We start from the raw sequence: 21355 nt of genomic DNA, 5'->3' as shown, positions 1-21355 counted from the left end.
AGCCCCGTAAAAACGAGGCTTTAGAATCGAGGTGGCGGAGGGACAGGGATTCGAACCCTGGATAGGCTATTAACCTATGCCGGTTTTCAAGACCGGTGCATTCAACCGCTCTGCCATCCCTCCGGCTTATGGGTGCGTATAATAACAGCTTCTCCTTGTAAGTCAACGCCTTTTGAATAAATTAGTAAAGCCTTAAGCCTACCCGGGTAATGTCGCCGCCTTCCATTTCACTGACGACCCAGTGAATGCCGTGCCAGTCCACGTCGTCCCCCACCACTGGGTGGCCGCCCACCCGCAGAGAGACGAACTCGGCCAGGGTCATCTCCTGCTCGCCGGGGCTCAGAGTCAAGCCATAGGCTTGAGCGATGTCTTGCATTTGGGCGTTGCCGTCCAAAGTAAAGGTGCCAAAGAAGGCGCGCTCTTGCTTGAGCTTGGCATCGCCATTGAACAAGCGATTCAGGGCCACCAGGTCTTCACTGCGACCAATCACGCAGACCACATCCCCCAGTTTCAGTCGGGTGCTGCCTTTGGGGTGGAGCATGACGTGGTTGCGGAACAACGCCGAGATCAAGGCGCCGGAGGGAAACCGCAGCAGCCGGATAGGCACATCGTCCAGGTCCTGGTTTTCTACCGTGTAGACGAACATTTCAAAATCGTTTTCCGGCAGGATGCCCAGTGGACCGCGACGGTTGGGCATGGTACCCGCGGGTACTTCTACTTTCAGCCAGCGGGCCATGAGGGTGAGAGAGCCGCCTTGAATCAGCAGCGACATCAGCACCACCGCGAAAGCCACGTTAAAGTAGAGCGAGGCATTCTCTACCCCGCCAATGACCGGGAAGATCGCCAGCACAATCGGCACCGCCCCGCGCAGGCCTACCCAGGCAATAAAGAAGGTTTCTCGCCAGCGGAACTTAAAGAAAGGTTTGATAGTAATCAGCACCGCGATCGGACGAGCCACGAAAATCAGCGCCAGCGCAACAACCCCAGCAGGCAATGCCACTTCCCATAGCTGGCTGGGGGTCACCAGCAGGCCCAGCACCAAGAAGAGTCCAATCTGGCTTAGCCAGGCTAGGCCATCGTGTACCGGTAGAATAAAGTTCAGGTGCCGCCCTGGCTGGTTACCAATCATCAAGCCAGCCAGATAAATCGCGAGGAAACCACTGCCGCCCAGCACGCTGGTTAGCCCGAATACACTAAATCCAAGTGCAAGCGCCAACATGGCGTAAAGGCCGGGCGCTAAATCGAGCCAGCGCAGCAGTTTGGCGCTCAGCCAACCGCCACCAATGCCCACTGCCAAACCAATACCAAACTGAGAGATAAAGAACAGCAACGTTTCGGTAATGCCGCCAATATCCCCAACCAGCAGCTCCACCAGCATTAGCGTTAGGAAAATTGCCATCGGGTCGTTGGTACCCGATTCAATTTCAAGCGTGGCCCCTACCCGTTCGTTCAGGTTTACACCGCGGCCGCTTAGCATGGAGAAAACGGCGGCGGCATCGGTAGAGCCTACAATCGCCCCCACCAACAACCCTTGCACTATCGAAAGGTCGAAGACCCACATGGCGATAACGCCGACAATGGCACTGGTAATAAAGACGCCAAAGGTGGCCAGTGAAAGTGCGGGGCGAAAGCCTACGCGGAATGTTTTGAAACGGGTGCGTAAACCACCATCCAATAGGATCATGGCCAGTGCCAGATGGCCAATGGCGAACGCCATGGAGTAGTCGTCGAACTCGACGCCTAGCAGGCCCTCTTCGCCCGCCAGCATGCCCAGGCCCAAGAAAATCAGCAGCAGCGGCACGCCAACCATTGATGAAAGGCGGCTCGCTAATATGCTGAGCGCCATAAGGGAACCACCTACCAGGAAGAACGTATAAATTGCGTCCATGTCTCTCCGTCTCTACATCAATGCCGTTCTATTATTACATGTCGGTGCTGAATTTACTGAGCGTGTTCGCTTGGTTTATGCAAGGGGCTAGCCAGGTGCTTTACCTGAAAGCTAAACTTCGCCGTCCTACCATCGGGAGTTGAGGTTATGTTGAACGCTTTTTTGCGTGGCCGTTCATTTCTAGCACTGTCATTGGTCTTTTTTTTATTATTTTCATTTTCAGCGACTTACGCAAACGAAGAGCGTGATTCAGGAAACCTCGACGCCCCTCTTTCTTTAGAAAGCGATGTAGCGCTTCCTGAAGGGCTGTGGCCTGCAGGCGACAACAGCGCAGCTGAAGTGCCTGAAGAAGCGCCCAGTATGGCGGTGATTCCCCCGCCCCCTCTCGATCCGCCGCCACTGAAACAGCTAACGCTGATGCTAGATTGGTACTTAAGCCCCCAGCATGCCGCCCTCATCGTGGCGAAAGAGCGGGCCCTGTTTGCCGCCCAAGGGCTTGAAATCGAGCTATTAACCCCAGCCGACCCATCCATTGCGATTAAGCTGCTGGCGGCCGGAGAAGTTGATTTAGCGCTCACCCGCCAGCCGCTGCTACATTTACATGCCCACGATGGCGCGCCAATTACACGCATCGCCACGCTGATAGAAACACCGTTAAATGCAGTGATCGTGGCAGGTGAAGCGCCAGCACCCGCAGCGGTTGCCGACGCCCTAGCCGATTTACACTACGGTTATTCCACCCGCGAGGGGCGTGATGTGTTAGTGGAACAACTTCTGCCCCGTTCAGTGCGCCAAGTCGATGACTTCGTTGCGCCTGAAAGCGTCCATTTTGATGCCGCCGATGCACTACGTTCGAGCAGAGTCGACGCCGTGGCGGATGGTTTTTTTCATACGCTGCCCCAGCAGCTCGCCTCCGATGGCATCGTCACTCATACCGTGCGCTACAGCGACATCGATATCCCGCGCCACGATGGGCTGATTCTATTAGCCAATAGCGACTCCGTTGCTCGTCAGGCCACCACCTGGTCGCGGGTGCTGATCGCTCTGGAAGAGGCCAGCAACTGGATGATTGAGCACCCCGAAGAAGCCTGGACGCTGCTGGTCACAACACACCCCGTACTGGATAACCCCATCAATCAAGAGGCGTGGGATGACCTGCTCCGCCGCGTTGCGTTAAGCCCTGCGGCACTAGACGAGCGGCGCTATGCGGCGTTTGAAAGCTACTTGCAGAGTGCGGGCGTCACAGAAAATTCAATTCCCATCACGCGGCTGGCGGCGAACCCCCACTTACTGATGGAGCGCTAACCCGCACGCCGTAATTACGATTGCGCCGCTATAAAGGCGTCGATCGCTTGCTGAAACGCATCAGGCTGGTCGGCATGCAGCCAGTGGCCAGCGTTTTTGAGGGTGACCAGCCGCGCCCGAGGCAGCACTTCACGCAGCGCTGGCAGCATATCGTCGCTCACGTAGTGGGAATCGGCACCGCGCAGTACCAGCGTCGCGCCTTCAAACGGGGAATCACCATCGGGCTCACCGATGATGGCCTCGTAGCCGTGTTGAATTTCATCCAGGCCAACCCGCACGCCCATAATGCCCTGCTCATCGCGCACTAGGTTGGTGGCCAAAAACAGCCGCGTGGGGCGCGAATCGACGTGCTCTGCTAGCAGGGCGTCTGCTTCGCGGCGATTGGTTGGCTTGCCTTTTCGTACTTGCTCCAGGGCAGCAAACACATCGTCATGGCCGTGCTGATAGGCCACCGGGGCAATATCGGCCACCATTAGCGAGAGGCAGCGCTGCGGCGCTTGGCGCGCCAGCGTAATGGCTACCTTGCCGCCCATGGAGTGGCCTAAAATATGCGCTTGCTCAATACCCAGCTTATCTAACGCTGCCAGCACATCCTGGCTCATGGCGCGATAGCTCATGCCTTCTGCGTGTGGGGAGCGTCCGTGGTTACGCAGGTCCACCGCCACTACCCGGCGCTTGCGCTGCCACACTTTCAAATGCGAGCGCCAATTATCGGCACTGCCGAGCAAGCCATGAATCACGACCAGCGGCTGGCTATCCGCGTCGGCGTCAGCAGGCAGGTCAATCGCGTAAAGATCCACGGGGACATGGTCGGTCATGCTATTTCCTTATCGGTTAAGCGGTTCGCGGCGCAGCATCGTCCTGCCCTGTCCATACCACCAAACGACGCGTTAGCCATGCGAGCAGCAGGCCATAGAGCGGCAGGAAGAACAGCAGGCTAATGCCCAGCTTAATGGCGTAGTCAACGGCAGCAATTTCTACCCAGTGCTGAGCCATAAAGGGGTCAGGACTGTTATAGAAGGCGGTGGCAAAGAAGGCAAACGTATCGGCAAGATTGCCCAGAATGGTCGAGCACACAGGTGCGACCCACCACGCCCACTGGCGCAGGCGGTCAAACACCTGCACATCGAGCAGTTGCCCCAATACGTAAGCAAGGAAGCTTGCTACTGCAATGCGGGCAACAAACAGGTTCCACTCGCCGAGTGCCTCAATGCCGGCAAAGCTGCCGCGTGGGAAGATCACTGACACCACGTAAGACACCAACAGCGCCGGAAACATCACGCGTAGGATAATCGTGCGGGCTGGCCCTTTACCAAATAGGCGCACCGTTAAGTCGGTGGCTAGAAAGATAAACGGAAAGCTGAACGCGCCCCAGGTGGTATGAAACCCAAACAGCGTAAACGGTAGCTGCACCAGATAGTTACTGGCAGCAATGATGGCGATATGGAAGGCGACCATTACCATGAGACAACGGCGATGCTGAGCGTCGGTTAAAGCAAACATACAGATTGGCCTTTTTTTGGTTGATAGAGGGGTTAGGGAACCCTCGAAAAAGCGCGTTGAGCGCCACTGGGGCGCGCATTATACGCGTTCCTCACGGCAAACGCACAAAGCCGCCCATGGGGTTGGGCGGCTTTGTGCGTGGTTTGAGTGTAGCAGAGAAGATGCTTAGCTATCGGTGGAGGTTGCTTGATCGGCAGCACCCACGTTGCGTTCACGCATCGCTGCATGCACATCTTCCAAACTGGTGGGGTCATCAATGGTAGAGGGAATGCCGAAGGATTTTCCATCGGCGATATTGCGCAGCAGTTTGCGCAGTATCTTGCCCGAGCGGGTTTTGGGCAACCGGTTCACTACCAGCACCTGCTTAAAACAGGCGATGGGGCCGATATGTTCACGCACGCGCTCAATCAGTTCTGCTTCCAGGGTTGCTTCGTCGCCGTTAAAGCCATCTTTGGGAATCACTAGCCCCACTGGTAGCTGCCCTTTTAGTTCATCATGAATGCCGATTACCGCACATTCCGCCACTGCCGGATGCGCGCCCACTACTTCTTCCATCTCACCGGTAGAAAGGCGATGACCCGCTACGTTAATCACATCATCGGTGCGCCCCATGATGAACAGGTAGCCCTCCTCATCAAAGTAGCCGCCGTCGCCGGTTAGGTAATAGCCAGGGTAAGCGGCCATGTAGGCACTTTGAAAGCGCTGCGGATCACGCCATACACCCACCAAACACCCCGGCGGCAGCGGCTGCTTGATGACGACGCTGCCTTGCTGCATGGCGGGCGCTTGTTCGCCGTCGCGGTCCAAAATCTGCACGTTGAAACCAGGCACAGGGTAAGTAGCAGAGCCTGCTTTAGTGGCCGCTGCTTCAATGCCCGGCAAGTTGGCGGCAATCGGCCAGCCGGTTTCAGTTTGCCACCAGTGGTCGATGACCGGCACATCGAGCAGGTCATCCAACCAATGGAAAGTCGGTGGATCTAAGCGCTCACCAGCAACATATAAGTGCTGCAGGCTGCTAATATCGTACTTTTCTAGCTGCTTGGCCTCAGGGTCCTCTTTTTTGATGGCCCGAAACGCTGTTGGGGCGGTGAAAAAACTCTTCACTTTGTACTCATCAATCAAACGCCAAAACGCCCCTGCATCCGGTGTTTTCACCGGTTTACCTTCATACACTACCGTGGTGCAACCGCGCAGCAGCGGCGCGTAAACGATATAGGAGTGCCCTACTACCCAGCCCACATCCGAAGCGGTAAACATCACATCGCCTGGATTAAGGTCGTAAATCACTTCCATCGAATAGGCCAAGGCGACCGCATAGCCGCCAGTGTCTCGCACCACTCCTTTGGGCTTACCGGTAGTGCCGGAGGTATAGAGCACATACAGCGGGTCGGTGGCTTTCACGGGTACGCAATCCACAAAGGGAGCATCTGCCACGAGTTCTTGCCAGTCCACATCGCTAGGTTGTAACTCTGCACGATGCGCTTCGCGCTGAAATACCACGCAAGCATCTGGCTTGAAGCTGCTCAGCGAGATAGCTTTTTCGACAATGGGCTTATAGGGCAGCACCTTATCAACTTCGACTCCACAGGAAGCAGCAATCACTACTTTCGGTTCGGCGTCTTCAATGCGTACCGCTAGCTCGTGGGGGGCAAAACCACCAAACACTACCGAGTGCACCGCGCCTAAACGGGCGCAGGCGTACATGGCAATCAGCGCCTCAGGCACCATGGGCATATAAATAATGACACGGTCGCCTTTGGTTACCCCCAGCTTGGCAAGACCGCCAGCAAACCGCGCCACCCGGTCACGTAGCTCAAGGTAGCTAATGGTTTGCTTGGATTGAGTAACCGGTGAGTCCCAATAAATGGCGGGTTGATCACCGCGCCCTTGCTCAACGTGGTAGTCAATGGCGGCATAGCAAATATTCAGTTCGCCATCGCCAAACCAGCGAGCGTGCTGCTGGTCGTCATAGGTAAGGATGGTGCTAGGCGGCGTGTACCAAGGCAGCTTTTTGGCCTGCTCGGCCCAGAAAGTCTCAGGATGCTCAATAGAGTGCTGGTAGGTGCGCTGATAGAGGCTCATGGTGACCTTGTGATTATTGTGTCGGTTGATAAGCATCTTCGAAGCAAAGATGAATTGTTGACACTTTATAAAGTAACCATCAATTTCACCCTCATACTATGGGATAAAACGCGACCAAAGCCGTAGCCAAACGCAGACATTGTCGACAAAAAAGCCTTCACTACCATTGATAGAGCGTTAAACCCATATTTGGACAAAAACCGCTAAATTACTGATCATTAAACAACCCAATCCTCGCGACGCGACGATGGCCACATAATCTATAACAACGCTGTCACTACAGTGTAGGCAAGGAGATCCTCATGTCTGCTTCTACTAGCGCCGCTGAACGTCTTCTGGAACATAACTGTCATGCTATTGAAGCAGGCACTAACCTGCTCAAAGCGTTGGCGAATGAAAAACGCCTGCAGATCCTGTGTTTGTTGGCAGAAAAAGAGCTGTCGGTAACGCAAATTAATCAGCAGCTTTCATTGAGCCAGTCGGCGCTTTCTCAGCACTTGGCGATTTTGCGTCGCGACCAGTTGGTCAATACGCGGCGGGAGTCTCAAACCATCTATTATTCACTCAGCAGCGAAAGCGCCAAGGCAATTATTAACACCCTGGCGCAACACTATGCTGCCTAGTATTGGGCACTCAGTCTTGGCTACTTAGCACTCGCTGTTCAAGCGAATCTAACGACGCTGCCAGCCTGCCGCGTCGATCACGCCCAGAGCCTTCACCATGGCATGCTCCACGCCCGCCGATACCGCTAGCCCGACCTTGCGGCTGATGGTTTTCGGCGGCTCTAGCTTCACGCGATACACCTGCGCTTGAGAAATACGTTCTACTAAATAGGCCTCGCTGGTTCCGACACTATCCACCAGCTTCTGCTCTAATGCTTCACTGCCGTACCAAATCTCTCCGGTGGCAAGTTTTTCAATATCCATATCAGGCCGATGCTTAGCCACGTAAGTTTTAAATAGGCGGTGAGTGTTTTCTAGGTCATCGATAAATTTCTCACGCCCTTCTTGGGTGTTTTCCCCGAGCACGGTCAACGTGCGCTTATATTTACCGGCAGTAAGTAGCTCAACATCGATATCGTTGCGTTTGAGAAGGCGATGAATATTGGGCACCTGGGCGACCACGCCAATAGAGCCAATCACCGCAAACGGCGCGGCTTTAATGTGGCTGGCGGTACAGGCCATCATGTATCCACCGCTGGCGGCCACTTTGTCGATGCATACCGTGGTGGTGAGCCCCGCTTCTCGCAGCCGGTCCAATTGAGCAGCGGCTAAGCCATAGGCGTGTACCAGACCACCTGCTGATTCCAAACGCACAATGACTTCATCATCAGTGCTGGCCACCTCAATCACCGCCGATACCTCTTGGGCGAATTGCTCGGCTTGTGAGGCTTTAATATCGCCATGGAAATCCAGCACCCATACTTTTTGGGCGTTTTGGGCCTCGCTCTTGTCTTTCTTGGCCGCCTTTTGCCGGGCTTTCTCTTCGTGGCGAAGCGCCTTAACCAGCTTTTTACGTGCGCCATGCACTGTTGTTGTCACGCGTAGCCGACGATTGCGCGCCCGGCGTTGATCATTAAGCGACTCTACATAAAGCTTAAGGCCATGTTCGCTGCTCTCTTTATTACGCCGCATCATCACCAACAGAATCCCAGCAGCGGCCATCACTAAGATTGTCTGCAGTAAAAATGTGCCCATTTCCGCGAGCCATTCAGTCATCATCGCTCTCCTCTTGCTGTGTTGATACGGTTCAAATGTGAATTTTTTGCTCTCTAGCACGCAAACATTGCGTGGACTGCTAATGAGACTTGATTAAAACAGATGTTTAAAATAGTCTCACCCAAAGCATCAACTGCTTGTTAGCCGACTAACGCTTAGGAACTAATCTATGTCATCTAATACACTTGAAAAGTTGCAGTCCCGCTTCGACCCAGAGGCGGCAAAAGGGATGAATGAGGTTTTTCAATTTCATTTTTCCGACGCCGGCAGTTACTACCTGGATATCCAGGACGGTACGCTGGGTGTACATGAAGGTGAGCACGACGATCCATCGGTCAGCCTAAGCATGAGCACTGACACGCTAAAGGGCATTATGAGTGGCGAGATCAACGGCATGACAGCCTTCATGACTGGCAAGCTTAAAGCCACCGGCAACGTAATGCTGGCGACTAAGCTCACCAGCTTGTTCCCCAGCCAGTAAGCCTGCCCTGCTAGCGCCATCGCGCCAGGTGGGTTTCAATTAAGTCACGCGAAATTGTGTAAGGCGGCGGCAGCGACGGCAGCTGCCGCGGTGAAAACCACGCGGCATCACTAATTTCTACGCCATCAATTTTGATGCGCCGCGTGGTGGCTTCGGCAAAAAAGCCAAACATCAGCGAATGCGGAAAAGGCCACGCCTGACTATGGTGGTAACGCAGTTGGTCCACATGCACGCCCACCTCTTCAAATATCTCTCGATGCACGGCCTCTTCCGCCGACTCCCCAGGCTCAATAAACCCTGCCAAAGTAGAGTAACGCCCAGGTGGAAAACGCGGGCTACGGGCTAGCAGCATCGCTTCACCACTGGTCACCAAAGTAATGATACAGGGCGAAATACGCGGATAGTTACGATGACCGCAGGCATAGCAGTGCATCGCGAACTCTGCTTCAAGCTTGGTCGCCTTTTCGCCGCAGCGGCCGCAGAAGCGATGGTTCTCAAGCCAGGCGCCTACCTGCAAGGCCGTTGAGAGCAGGCTGAACCATGACGCGGGTAGCTCACTTAGCCACTGACGTCCATCAATCCAGTCATCGCCCGGCTTATTCTCTACCAGTAGCGCCACGGGTTCATCGTGCCAATAGCATAGTGGCTGCATCTGCTCGCTCCAGGGCTGCAACGGCTGTAACGGCGTTAATTCCCCCGTGAGCGGCGCTGGCGCAATATGGCTACGGGAGACACGGATGACCCGCCCCTCTTTGGCATGATGAGGAATTTCACGTTTAAGCATCGGCAGAGGCACCGTCTAGCGGCTCTTGAAACCAGCGCAACTGGTGCGCTTCGCATTTGGCTTGATGAGCGGCGTGCTCTTCAGCAGTTGGCCTCACCACCCGAAGTTGGCCTGGGGTTAGCGAGAGGCGCTGTATTGAAAGCCCTTCGCTCGCCTGATTTTGCTGTTTTTTGTCACCACCACTTTCTGAATCTAACGTTAGCGCCGTTTGGCCGCCGGTCATTGCTAGGTAAACATCAGCAAGAATCTCGGCATCCAACAGTGCGCCGTGAAGTACCCGGTGACCATTATCGATGTCGTAGCGCTTACACAGCGCATCCAGGCTATTACGCTGGCCTGGGTGCATCTCCCGTGCCATGACTAGCGTATCCAGAATACGGCAGTGATCTCGCACCGGGCCTAACGCGGGTGCCTGGCGGCGCTTATTGAGCATGCCTAGCTCATGGTCAATAAAGCCGACATCAAAAGGCGCGTTATGGATAACCAGCTCGGCCCCTTCAATAAACGCCCAGAACTCATCTGCGATCTCGGCAAAGACCGGTTCATTAGCCACTTTGGCATCGTCAATGCCGTGTACCGCGACCACTTCCGCGTCGATGTGGCGCTCTGGGTTGATGTATTGGTGATAGGTGCGCCCGGTAAACCGTCGATTGATCATCTCTACGGCACCGATCTCTACCAGCCGGTGACCATCTTTGGGGTCAATGCCGGTGGTTTCCGTATCTAGGATGACTTGGCGCATGCCGCTCTCCTCTGGTGTTCATCGATGGCTTCATTAGCCAACTCATCTGCACGCTCATTACCAGGATGACCATTGTGCCCTTTTACCCAGTGCCACTCTACTTGATGCCGCTGGGTTTCTTCGTGGAGGGTCTTCCAGAGCTCAGCATTTTTCACGGGCTGCTTGGACGCCGTTTTCCAACCGCGCTTAATCCAATTATGGATCCACTGGGTAATGCCCTGGCGCACGTATTGTGAGTCGGTCCATAGCGCCACTTCGCAAGGCTTATTGAGGGTTCGCAGTGCCATGATGGCAGCCATTAGCTCCATACGATTATTGGTCGTATCTGCTTCATAGCCTTTTAAGGTTTTCTGATGAGGGCCGCTTTCCAGCACCACCCCCCAGCCACCCGGGCCTGGATTACCTCGGCAGGCCCCATCGGTATATACCGTCACACGGGGCAGCCCCTCGGCGGCTTGCTTACTCACGTTCACTATCCTTTTTTAGACGACGTTGACCTGCCGGATACCGCATAGGCGCACCCGTGCGTGTGGCCCCTAACGATGAGGGCGACACAGGCGCGCGTAACCCAAATTTCACACGCTGAACCGGTGCATGGCGCTGGCGACGCTGCGCTTGAATCATATAACTTTCGCCCAGAGGAAGATTATGCCGACGCCCTAACGCCTCCCAGCGCTCTCCGCAGGCGGTGCTCATCGGGCCACGAAAGCAGCAATAGTCTACGCGCTCCACCTCAAAATCGACAAACGCCAGCCAATCCTTGAGCCGGCTCGCAGAGCGCCAATGGCCGCTCCAAGGGAAGTCTGCCTGCTGCTTGCGCCAGCGCTGGGTCAGCCCGTTCAAGCCTAGCGGGTTAAAGCCAAACAGTACCAACACGCCATTATCCGCCGTAACGCGCGCGGCCTCTTGCAGCGTGTAGTGCGCATCGGAAAGATGTTCTAACCAGTGATGAATGACAACGGTATCGAGGCAACAGTCGGGGAGCGCCAAACGATCCGGTGGGCATACCAACGTCGAGTCGCTGTCTTCCAACGCAAGGCTGGGTGCCCAGCGAATCGGGTGAGCGATTGCTGACATTGTCATTAATGCCGGCCCCATACCCATCTCTAGGCTATGCCTGCCCTTACGGCCCTCAACCACCGGGCCAAGGCAGGCCCGCTGGGTTTCCCATAGCGCGCGTCCTGCCTCTGTTTGCCAGTACGCCTGCGCGTTGGTCATGCGCTGGGCGAGGCTGGTGGCCTTTGGCGAATTTGACATAAACAGCGCTTCCCTCCACAGTAACGTCTTTTTAACGTCGTTATGCGCCTAGCTTCCGCGCGCACAGCCCGTCATTTTGAACCTTAAAGGATCTCGCCCATGCTGAGCGTGACACCGATTCCTGCCCTAAGCGATAACTATATTTGGCTATTAAGACAGGATACCAGTCAAAGTGTTTGCGTGGTGGACCCCGGTGAAGCCGCGCCTGTCATCGAGTTCCTCGAGCGTGAATCGCTCACTCTGGATACCATTCTGATTACTCATCATCATCAGGACCACACTGGCGGACTAGATGCGCTAGCCAAGCGCTATTCACCCCGTGTGATTGGTCCTGACAACCCCAGCATCAAAGGAATTGATGAGCGAGTGGGCGAAGGGGACCAAGTACGCATTATGGGGCGCCTGTTTGAAGTTATGGCCACTCCTGGCCATACGCTTGATCACATTAGCTACTTTACGCCGGGTATTCCTGGCCTGCTTTTCTGCGGCGACACGCTATTTTGCGCCGGTTGCGGACGCTTGTTTGAAGGCACCCCAGAGCAGATGTTTACTTCATTGAACCGCTTTGCGGAACTACCTGAAGATACCCTGGTCTTTGCAGCACATGAATACACGCAGGCGAACCTGACGTTTGCACGTGCTGCCGACCCTGATAATGATGCTGTTACGCATGCACTGCAGGAGTGTGAGAAGGCACGGATGTTAGACCGGCCTACTTTACCCAGCACGATAGGACGCGAGCTGAAAATCAACCCCTACCTGCGCGTGGGCACCGATAGCGTGCGCCAAGCGGCAGGCTCTCAGGGGGCAAACGATGATGACCTCGCCACGTTCACCACTCTACGGGAGTGGAAGAACCGTTTTTAAGAACGCTATCGAATAGAAACGAACCAAACTATGACCTATCGAACGATTCGCCAGCGCTTACTGTTAAGCGCTGGCAGTACCGTAATAATGGGCCTTTTTCTGGCCGCAGCGGCAAACTCTCAAGCCTCTGCCACTGACACAAACCGCACCTATACCCCTGTTAATGACGCATCGATGGACGACGGCAACCAGAAAAATGCCAATCGTTTTCAGCCTACTGCGTTGCATCACCACTTCTGGGAAGCCCTTGTGCTTGAACCCCAGGATGCCTGGAGTTCACTACGCTCAAGCTTCCAATGGCAGGAAAAAAAATTGCCTGCCGATGCTCAGGCTAGAGTCGATGAGTGGATTGAGTACTACCGCTCCAGCCCGCATAACATCGCGGCTATTACCGAGCGCGCCACCCCTTGGCTTGCCTGGATTGCGCAGCAGGTCAGCGACCGCGGTCTGCCCGGCGAAATTGCCCTGATTCCTTTCGTTGAAAGCTCGTTCGACCCCAGTGCGCGCAGTCACTTAGGTGCTGCTGGCCTGTGGCAGTTTATGCCAGGCACCGGCGATGCCTTAGGGCTGGTGCGTAACGGCAACTATGATGGCCGTTTGGATGTAGTGACTTCGACAGAAGCCGCTCTGGATTATCTAGAGATGCAGGCAGACCAGTGGTACGAAGGGGACCTGATGCTATCACTGGCAGCCTACAATGCTGGTGCCGGTACCGTGAACCGGGCTCAGCGCCAAGCACAGAGCCAAGGGTTGGATGGCAAATACTGGGATCTTTCCCTCCCCCACGAAACCATGCAATACGTGCCTAAGCTCAAGGCAATTGCGACGATTATTAATGATCCCGAGAAGTACGGTGTCAGCCTGCCGGATATCCATCCAGACCCCGCGTTTGCGAAAGTTCAATTGGAACAGCCGGTGAGCTTAGCCCAAGCCTCCCAGTTGTTGGATGTCAGCCAGTCCGCGCTGGCCGAGCTAAATCCTGGCCTGCTGAATGGCAGCCTCGACCCACGCAGTGCACAGACGCTTCTAGTGCCTGAAGAAGTTGATACTCAGGTATTAGCTCAGCTTTCGCAATCAGACGATACTGCGCTGGCCTCAGCCAGCACGCCTGCCGTGCACCGCGTTGAAAGAGGCGACAATCTTTCCGCCATTGCCGCGCAGTATAATCTTGATCAGCAAGACTTAATCAGGTGGAATGCTATAGATCGCCCGGAAGCACTGCAGCCAGGACAGCTGCTGTCGCTCTCTGGTCGTTAATACTCTTTGGCTACTAACGCATCAGATCAGTAGTTTAGAATTAAGGCTTTGCAAGGTGTTCACCTAGGTTTTGTTACTACAGGAAGTTGCCAATGCCACGTGGTGTGATGTTCACTAAAACGCTTTTGCTAATAAGCGGCTTGCTGCTGAGTTTGTCGCTATCTGCTTCAGAGGAGACCGTTGACACCACCACTACTGCTGTTGAAACGGTGCATGGGCTATCGCTTTACGATAGCCCGGAATTGCCGGAAGATTTCGCCTACTTTCCCCACGTTAATCCGCAAGCTCCCAAAGGCGGCTCCATTACACACACCGCCGTAGGCGGTAGCTTCGATTCCACCAATCCTTTTATTATTCGCGGAACGCCCGCCACCGGCATTTCTCAAATTTATGACACGCTGATGGCCAGCAACCCCAATGAGCCGTTTAGCCTTTATGGCTTACTAGCGAAAGGCGTGCGCCTGGATCCTGAGCGCCGCTGGATTGAGTTCGACCTACGTGAGGAAGCCCGCTTTCAGGATGGCGAGCCGGTCACTGCCTACGACGTAGTATTCTCCTTTGACTTGCTACGTGAAGAGGGTAACCCCTTCTATGCCAGCTATTATGCGGGCGTTGAGCGAGTCATCGCTATAAACGAACATCAGGTACGCTTCGAGTTCAACGATACCGAGTCTCGGGAGCTGCCGCTGATTGTGGCCCAGCTCCCCATTCTTCCCCGCCACTATTGGGAACCCCGCGACTTTAGCGCCCCAACCCTGGAAGCACACCCAGGTTCCGGCCCCTACCGGATAAGCGAAGTGGATCCAGGGCGGCGCATTGTGTACCAGCGCAACGAGAACTACTGGGGCAAAGATCTGCCGGTCAACGTCGGCCGTTACAACATCGACCGCGTGGTATACGAATACTATCGAGACCGGGATATCGCCTGGGAGGCGTTTAAAGCCGGGTTAACAGATTTCCGTATTGATGCCCGCGCAGCCACCTGGGCCATTGGCTACAACTTTCCCGCCTACCAAGATGGCCTGATTAAGCGCATCACCGTTCCTGATGTAAACCCGTCGATGATGCAGGCGTTTGTCTTCAATCTCCGCGAAGAGAAATTTCAAGACCCACGGGTGCGTGAAGCCTTGAGCCTGACGTTCGACTTCCCCTGGTTAAACACCAATATTTTCTATAACACCTACGCTCGCACGGAGAGCTTCTTCCAAAACTCGGAAATGGAAGCCATCGGCGAACCCTCCGAGGCTGAGCTGGCGTTGCTCGAACCGTTTCGTGATGAGCTGCTGGCATCTCATCAGTCAGAGCGACTTTTCACTGATCCACTCCCCATTGAGCATCCGGTGGAGCTTCGTGAACGCTTAAGGCTAGCGCTTGAGCTTCTGCGTGAAGCGGGTTACCGCGTCGATGATGGCGTACTGGTTAATGCCGAAGGCCGCCCACTCTCGCTGGAGGTACTGCTTTACGACTCAGGCTTAGAGCGCGTTGTGCAGCCCATGCTGCGGAACATGGCGCGCTTGGGTATCCAGACCTCCCTACGCATTGTCGATATCAACCAGTACCTTAACCGCGTACGGGATTATGACTACGACATAGTGATCAGCCACTTCCCGCAATCCAATAACCCCGGTAACGAACAGCGGGACTACTGGACCAGCGCCGCCGCCGAAGCGCCGCAAAGCCGCAATCGGATGGCACTGGCCCACCCCGCCGTTGATGCCCTGGTGGAAGAGATCATTCGGGCAGAAGACCGCGAGTCGCTGGATACCGCTACCCGCGCCCTTGATAGGGTGCTGCGCTGGGGCTTTTATGTGATCCCCCACTATCACTCCGGCGAGACACGCATTGCAGTATGGGATAAGTTTGGTTACCCGGAACCATTTCCCGCCTACGCCATGGATTTAGATGCCTGGTGGGTAGATAGCGAACGTGAAGCAGCGCTGCAGCGACGTAATCGTCGCCGCTAGCGTTTGTCGTTGCGGCTGACCTTCGTTTATCACAATCGCTCACAACAATAGCCTGTTTACATCATTTCGTGGAGTGCACTGTGGCACGTTATACCCTACGCCGACTGCTACTAATGATCCCGACTCTGTTCGGGATCATGCTGCTTAACTTCATGATTGTGCAAGCCGCCCCCGGCGGGCCGATTGACCAAATGCTGGCGCGTTTTGAAGGCGCTAACGCCATGGCCAGCACACGGCTGGATATGGGCGGTGCCGATGTACAGATCAACGATGACTCCCGCGGGGCGCGCGGTATCGACCCGCGCTTTATCGAACAGTTGGAGCAGCAGTTTGGCTTTGATAAGCCTGCCCATGAACGCTTCATCGGCATGATGGCGGACTATCTCACCTTGGATTTTGGCACCAGCTTTTTTAGAGACAGGCCGGTGATTGACCTGATGATCGAGCGGCTGCCGGTGTCGATCTCCCTCGGTTTATGGACCACCCTGCTGGTCTATGTGATTTCCATTCCGTTAGGCATTCGTAAAGCCCTGCGCCACGGTTCACGCTTCGACGTATGGACATCGGGGCTGGTCATTGTCGGGTATGCGATTCCTGGTTTTCTGTTCGCCATTCTACTAATAGTACTGTTTGCTGGCGGCACCTACCTGGACTGGTTCCCGCTACGCGGGCTGACCTCGCCGGATTTTGACGAGCTATCCGCTTGGGGCAAAGTGAAAGACTACTTCTGGCACATCACCCTGCCGGTTATCTCGGCGGCCATTGGCAGCTTCGCCACCCTCACCATGCTAACCAAAAATAGCTTTCTGGATGAAATCCATAAGCAGTATGTACTCACTGCCCGAGCCAAAGGCGCCGATGAGCAGCGCGTGCTGTATGGGCACGTCTTTCGCAATGCCATGCTAATTATTATCGCGGGCCTGCCCTCGGCAATGATCGGTATTTTCTTTACCGGCGCGCTGCTGATCGAGGTGATTTTCTCCCTGGATGGGCTGGGCCTGCTGGGCTTTGAAGCGGTCATGCAGCGTGACTATCCGGTAATCTTCGGTACGCTGTTTCTCTATACCGTCATCGGGCTGCTGCTCAAACTGATCTCGGACTTAACCTATGTGTGGGTTGATCCGCGTATCGATTTCGCGTCGAGGGAGTCTTAATATGCACGTTCTTACCTCACGCCTCTCGCCTATTACCTTGCGCCGACTGGCAGCGTTTAAAGCTAACCGCCGTGCACGTATCTCGCTGTGGCTCTTTGGCATCCTGTTTATCATTAGCCTGTTTGCCGAGCTGGTCGCCAACGACAAACCTATTGTGATGCAGTATGACGGCCAGTGGTACGTGCCGCTGCTGGTGGATTATCCAGAAACCGAGTTCGGAGGTTTCCTCCCTACCCGTGCCGATTACCTGGACCCGTTTATCCAGCAGCAGATCAGCGACCACGGCTGGGCGCTCTGGCCGATCATTCCGTTCTCCTATCAAACCCTGGATATGCAGATGACGCAACCCTCGCCTGCGCCGCCGGATAGCCGCCACTGGCTGGGCACCGACGACCAGGGCCGCGACGTACTGGCGCGGGTGATTTATGGGTTCAGGCTATCCGTAGCATTTGCGCTAGTGCTCACCGCTGGGTCATTGGTGATTGGCGTTTTTGCTGGCGGGGTACAGGGCTACTTCGGCGGCAAGGTGGATCTCATTGGCCAGCGAGTTACTGAAATTTGGTCGGGGCTGCCGGTACTGTTTTTATTGATTATTTTGGCCAGTTTTGTACAGCCTGGCTTCTGGTGGCTGCTGGGTATCATGCTGCTTTTCTCCTGGCTGGGGCTTGTGGATATTGTTCGTGCCGAGTTTTTGCGGGCCCGCAACCTAGAGTACGTTCGCGCCGCCAAAGCCATGGGGCTTCCTTCACGGCTGATTATGTGGCGGCACGTACTGCCTAATGCCATGGTCGCCACGCTGACGTTTATTCCCTTTCTGTTCACTGGTGCCATCGGCACGTTAACCGCACTGGACTTCCTCGGCTTTGGGTTGCCACCGGGCGCTCCATCGCTGGGCGAGCTAGCCGCTCAGGGCAAAAATAACCTGCACGCCCCTTGGTTAGGGATCACTGCGTTTATGACCCTGGCGATCATGCTTTCCCTGCTGGTATTTATTGGCGAAGGCCTACGCGACGCCTTCGACCCACGCCATGTTAAACAGCGCCCTATCTCTGTCCAGGAAAATTCTGCTCAGGAAACGCCCCATGTCTGAACCCACTACCAAACCGTTACTGCGTCTTAAAGAGTTAACGGTATCTTTTGATGGCAATGTGGTCGTGGACGCTCTTTCGCTAACGGTTAACGCTGGCGAAACACTGGCCATTGTCGGGGAGTCCGGCTCGGGTAAGTCGGTTTCCGCACTAGGGGCCATCGACCTACTGCCAAGCAATGCGGAAGTGCGCGGTCAGCGCTGGCTGGAAGAGACCGACCTGACGCGGCTAAACAAGCGCGACTGGAACGGCATTCGTGGCAATCGTGTTGGGTTCATTTTTCAGGAGCCGATGACCTCGCTTAACCCGCTGCACCGCATTGGCAAACAGATTAGCGAAACGCTGCGGCTACACCAAGGCTTGAGCGGCCAAGCAGCCCGCCGCCGGGCAAAAACACTGCTTGAACAAGTCAAACTACCCCGTCCTGAAGAGCTACTGGATGCCTGGCCCCACCAACTCTCCGGCGGGCAGCGCCAGCGGGTGATGATTGCCATGGCGATTGCCAACAACCCTGCGCTACTGATTGCCGATGAACCCACCACCGCACTCGATGTCACCGTGCAGCAGGAGATTCTCGCGCTGCTTAAAGAACTGCGCGACCAGCACGGCATGGGCGTACTGCTGATTAGTCATGACTTAAACCTGGTACGCCGCCACGCCGACCGCGTCTGCGTGATGTATCAGGGCAAGGTGCAGGAAACCGGCAGCGTTACCGAGGTGTTTAGCAACCCACAAAGCGATTACACCAAAGCACTGATTGCCGCCGAACCCGAAGGCCGCCCTGCAGAACCCGCAAACACAACGCCTCTGCTGACAACACAGCAACTGCGGGTAAGCTTTAAGCGGCCTAAAACGGGGCTGTTTCAGCGCCAGCCTCCCGCCTTTGAGGCGTTAAAGGCCACCAACCTGACTATTGCCCCCGGTGAAACCCTGGGCATTGTTGGAGAGTCGGGGTCCGGTAAAACGACACTCGCCTCGGCGATTATGCGTTTGGTCGCCAGCCAGGGCGAGGTGCAGCTTGGCGATACACCGCTCAGCCAGCTCTCGGGTGACGCGCTGCGCCGCCAGCGCCATCGTCTGCAGATGGTGTTTCAGGACCCCTACGGTGCCCTTTCACCGCGGATGCCGGTATTCGATATTGTCAGTGAAGGCTTGCGCTTTCACTATCCAAAGCTTACCGATGCGGAAGTGGCCGAACGGGTACACCGCACCTTGTGGGAAGTCGGCTTACCGGAAAGCTGTGCGGCCCGCTACCCTCACGAGTTTTCCGGCGGACAGCGCCAACGCATTGCCGTAGCCCGAGCGATTATTTTAGAGCCGGAACTGCTGGTGCTAGATGAGCCCACGTCCGCCCTTGACCGCACCGTGCAAAAGCAGCTGGTTGTGCTGCTGCGCGAACTGCAAGCCCGCCGCCAGCTTAGCTATCTGTTTATCAGCCACGACCTTGCCGTGGTACGGGCGATGGCCCATCGGGTCATGGTGCTAAAAGATGGCGAAGTGGTCGAACAAGGCAACTGCTTGGACGTACTTGCTGCCCCTCAACACGCCTATACCAAAGCACTCATCGAAGCTGCGCACTTGCACTAAGTGCCTGCTTAACTTTTTATTTAAGCAATTTTTCGGATGTTCTGCTGCCTTTAGTCGAAACAAGATAACGGTATAAAATATAGTATTTTTACACAAACAAGATACCGCAATGGACATCTAGTCCATTGCGGTATCTCAACGGAAAAAGGTCGCTTAAAAGCTGGCGATCTCTTCCGGGGTAAGCTCCCGCCATTCGCCAGGAGCAAGGTCATCGGGCAGCAATACATCACCAATCGAGCGGCGATGTAGCGCGTTAACGTGGTTGCCTAAAGCGGCAAACATGCGCTTCACCTGATGGTAGCGCCCTTCGGTAATGGTGAGTTCCGCTTGTTGCGGGGTGATAAAACGCAGCATGGCGGGCTGGGTAGGCGTTTCCTCACCTTCCAGTAAGATACCCTCAGCCACCTGTCCTATCGCCTGCTGGGCGGCCTCGCCTTCCATCGGCTCAGCCAACTCCGCTATATAGACTTTGGCACAGCGGTGGCGTGGCGAGGTAACTCGGTGCGACCATTGGCCATCATCGGTCAGTAACAGTAGGCCCGTGGTATCCACATCTAGCCGCCCTACTGGCTGCAGCCGCTCCACTTTAGGTAAGTCGATAATGTCGATTACCCGCGGGTAGAGACCCCGGCGAGCGGTACACTCCACATCCACCGGTTTATGCATCATCACGTAGCGAAGCCCCACTAGGGCGAGCCGTTCGCCGTTGAGCTTCACTTCGTCATTTTCAGTATCTACCTGGGTGGCCGCCTGCTTGATCGGTTCGCCATTGAGCGTCACTTCACCGTTTTTAAGCGCACGTTTTGCTAGGCTGCGGGTTAGCGGTGTGGTCTCACTTAAAAAACGATCAAGGCGCATTATTGCCCCACTCCTGGCAGCAACGAAAAGCGGTCGGCATCTTGCCAGGCAGGAAATTTTTCACGAAAGGCATCTAGGTCCGTTTTATCTAGCGTCCCCGTTTCAATAAACGGAGTATGGGCAGGATGGTCGATCAGAGGTTCGCCTTTAAAATCGACCAGCATGGAGTCGCCACTATAGGCCAGCCCCTTGGCATCTTCACCCACGCGGTTAACACCCACCACGTAGGCGAGGTTTTCCACCGCGCGCGCCTGTAGCAAGGTACGCCACGGATGCCGCCGAGGAGCGGGCCAATTAGCCACGCACAGGATGGCATCATACTCGAAATGCTCGCCCTCTGCTGGCTGCTGGCGCATCCACACTGGGAAACGCAGGTCGTAACACACACTAAGCTGCAGCTTAAAACCGTTGAGTTCTACGATGTGGCGCTGCTTGCCCATGCCATAGCGTTCATGCTCCCCGGCCATGCGAAACAGGTGGCGTTTGTCGTAGTAGCTCACTTCTCCCGTTGGCGTTGCCCACACCATACGGTTGTAGTACTGGCCGTCGTCAACAATGGCGACGCTGCCGGTCACCACGCAGCCCCTTGCCTTCGCCTGGGTTTGCAGCCAGGCAACGCTTTGGCTCTCTTTCATGGGCTGCGCCATTTCCCGGGAATTCATCGTGAAACCGGTGGCAAACATCTCTGGCAGTACAATCAGGTCAGTGTCGCGACTGTCTAAATCACCCAGCAGTGCCTCTAAATGCGTGTGGTTGGCTTGAGGATCTTCCCAGCGTAAGTCGCACTGCACCAGGCTAGTTTTTAATTGACTCATGCCGC

20 protein-coding genes and 1 tRNA gene are annotated in these 21355 nt (G+C 55.4%); 9 read left to right on the top strand and 12 right to left on the bottom strand.

From position 1 onward, the window contains the following. Positions 1-32: 32 nt before the first annotated feature. Both L1249_RS03125 and L1249_RS03120 read right to left on the bottom strand, forming a co-directional pair. Positions 33-123, bottom strand: a tRNA-Ser gene (locus L1249_RS03125). Positions 124-181: 58 nt separating this feature from the next. Then, a complete protein-coding gene (locus tag L1249_RS03120) occupies positions 182-1888 on the bottom strand; it encodes a potassium/proton antiporter (RefSeq protein WP_044629139.1) in 1707 nt (568 codons plus the stop codon). 147 nt (positions 1889-2035) lie between these two features. Between L1249_RS03120 and L1249_RS03115 the strand changes: the two genes are divergently transcribed. Beyond that, positions 2036-3193: an ABC transporter substrate-binding protein gene (locus L1249_RS03115; protein ID WP_044629140.1), complete on the top strand. Its 1158-nt coding sequence runs from the start codon at positions 2036-2038 to the stop codon at positions 3191-3193. A 14-nt stretch (positions 3194-3207) separates the two neighbouring features. Here the strand turns inward: L1249_RS03115 and L1249_RS03110 are convergent, their stop codons facing one another. From L1249_RS03110 to L1249_RS03100, 3 genes are all read right to left on the bottom strand, one after another. Next, the gene (locus tag L1249_RS03110; RefSeq protein ID WP_044629141.1) at positions 3208-4011 is read right to left on the bottom strand and encodes an alpha/beta fold hydrolase; all 804 of its coding nucleotides are present in this window, start codon (positions 4009-4011) and stop codon (positions 3208-3210) included. A 16-nt stretch (positions 4012-4027) separates the two neighbouring features. Then, positions 4028-4696, bottom strand: coding sequence for a 7-cyano-7-deazaguanine/7-aminomethyl-7-deazaguanine transporter (locus L1249_RS03105; RefSeq protein ID WP_044629142.1), 669 nt, complete (start codon positions 4694-4696; stop codon positions 4028-4030). Between the two features lie 165 nt (positions 4697-4861). Further along, positions 4862-6814: a propionyl-CoA synthetase gene (locus L1249_RS03100; RefSeq protein ID WP_082051434.1), complete on the bottom strand. Its 1953-nt coding sequence runs from the start codon at positions 6812-6814 to the stop codon at positions 4862-4864. A gap of 266 nt (positions 6815-7080) precedes the next feature. On the opposite strand from L1249_RS03100, the gene L1249_RS03095 reads away from it, so the two are divergent. Then, positions 7081-7401 carry an ArsR/SmtB family transcription factor gene (locus L1249_RS03095; RefSeq protein ID WP_044629143.1) on the top strand — a complete coding sequence of 107 codons (321 nt, stop codon included), beginning with the start codon at positions 7081-7083 and terminating at the stop codon, positions 7399-7401. A 48-nt stretch (positions 7402-7449) separates the two neighbouring features. On the opposite strand, the gene sohB is transcribed toward L1249_RS03095, so the two are convergent. After that, positions 7450-8496 (bottom strand): protease SohB, encoded by a 1047-nt coding sequence (sohB, locus tag L1249_RS03090; RefSeq protein WP_044629144.1) that lies wholly within the window; start codon positions 8494-8496, stop codon positions 7450-7452. Between the two features lie 169 nt (positions 8497-8665). On the opposite strand from sohB, the gene L1249_RS03085 reads away from it, so the two are divergent. Then, positions 8666-8977 (top strand): SCP2 sterol-binding domain-containing protein, encoded by a 312-nt coding sequence (locus L1249_RS03085; protein WP_044629145.1) that lies wholly within the window; start codon positions 8666-8668, stop codon positions 8975-8977. A 10-nt stretch (positions 8978-8987) separates the two neighbouring features. On the opposite strand, the gene nudC is transcribed toward L1249_RS03085, so the two are convergent. The 4 genes from nudC to L1249_RS03065 are packed head-to-tail and all read right to left on the bottom strand — an operon-like array spanning position 8988 to position 11760. Then, entirely contained in the window at positions 8988-9761 is a 774-nt protein-coding gene (gene nudC, locus L1249_RS03080; RefSeq protein WP_044629146.1) for an NAD(+) diphosphatase, read from the bottom strand. After that, entirely contained in the window at positions 9754-10503 is a 750-nt protein-coding gene (gene dnaQ, locus L1249_RS03075; RefSeq protein WP_044629147.1) for a DNA polymerase III subunit epsilon, read from the bottom strand. Before dnaQ ends, nudC begins: the two co-directional genes overlap by 8 nt. Continuing rightward, on the bottom strand, positions 10485-10970 hold the full coding sequence (rnhA, locus tag L1249_RS03070; RefSeq protein ID WP_228168452.1) for a ribonuclease HI: 486 nt from the start codon (positions 10968-10970) through the stop codon (positions 10485-10487). Before rnhA ends, dnaQ begins: the two co-directional genes overlap by 19 nt. After that, on the bottom strand, positions 10963-11760 hold the full coding sequence (locus tag L1249_RS03065) for a class I SAM-dependent methyltransferase (RefSeq protein ID WP_228168453.1): 798 nt from the start codon (positions 11758-11760) through the stop codon (positions 10963-10965). The genes rnhA and L1249_RS03065 overlap by 8 nt, the downstream gene beginning before the upstream one ends. Before the next feature lie 99 nt (positions 11761-11859). Here L1249_RS03065 and gloB point away from each other — a divergent pair, with 99 nt between their 5' ends. The 6 genes from gloB (at position 11860) to L1249_RS03035 (ending at position 19677) form a co-directional block, all read left to right on the top strand. After that, positions 11860-12627 (top strand): hydroxyacylglutathione hydrolase, encoded by a 768-nt coding sequence (gloB, locus tag L1249_RS03060; RefSeq protein ID WP_074210562.1) that lies wholly within the window; start codon positions 11860-11862, stop codon positions 12625-12627. A gap of 30 nt (positions 12628-12657) precedes the next feature. Continuing rightward, entirely contained in the window at positions 12658-13884 is a 1227-nt protein-coding gene (locus L1249_RS03055) for a transglycosylase SLT domain-containing protein (RefSeq protein ID WP_228168454.1), read from the top strand. 92 nt (positions 13885-13976) lie between these two features. After that, on the top strand, positions 13977-15848 hold the full coding sequence (locus L1249_RS03050) for an extracellular solute-binding protein (RefSeq protein WP_228168455.1): 1872 nt from the start codon (positions 13977-13979) through the stop codon (positions 15846-15848). A gap of 80 nt (positions 15849-15928) precedes the next feature. After that, positions 15929-17002: a microcin C ABC transporter permease YejB gene (locus tag L1249_RS03045; protein WP_228168456.1), complete on the top strand. Its 1074-nt coding sequence runs from the start codon at positions 15929-15931 to the stop codon at positions 17000-17002. Position 17003: 1 nt separating this feature from the next. Beyond that, positions 17004-18092 carry an ABC transporter permease gene (locus L1249_RS03040; RefSeq protein ID WP_044629154.1) on the top strand — a complete coding sequence of 363 codons (1089 nt, stop codon included), beginning with the start codon at positions 17004-17006 and terminating at the stop codon, positions 18090-18092. Next, positions 18085-19677: an ABC transporter ATP-binding protein gene (locus L1249_RS03035; RefSeq protein WP_228168457.1), complete on the top strand. Its 1593-nt coding sequence runs from the start codon at positions 18085-18087 to the stop codon at positions 19675-19677. The genes L1249_RS03040 and L1249_RS03035 overlap by 8 nt, the downstream gene beginning before the upstream one ends. Positions 19678-19830: 153 nt before the next feature. Here L1249_RS03035 and L1249_RS03030 read toward each other — a convergent pair whose 3' ends face one another. After that, entirely contained in the window at positions 19831-20535 is a 705-nt protein-coding gene (locus L1249_RS03030) for a pseudouridine synthase (RefSeq protein ID WP_058577908.1), read from the bottom strand. Then, the gene (locus L1249_RS03025; RefSeq protein ID WP_044629157.1) at positions 20535-21350 is read right to left on the bottom strand and encodes an amidohydrolase; all 816 of its coding nucleotides are present in this window, start codon (positions 21348-21350) and stop codon (positions 20535-20537) included. Before L1249_RS03025 ends, L1249_RS03030 begins: the two co-directional genes overlap by 1 nt. Positions 21351-21355: the final 5 nt, after the last annotated feature.

Source organism: Halomonas sp. Cn5-12 (assembly GCF_021532545.1).
GTDB classification, from domain to species: domain Bacteria; phylum Pseudomonadota; class Gammaproteobacteria; order Pseudomonadales; family Halomonadaceae; genus Vreelandella; species Vreelandella aquamarina.
This window is presented reverse-complemented; position numbering and strand designations above follow the sequence as displayed.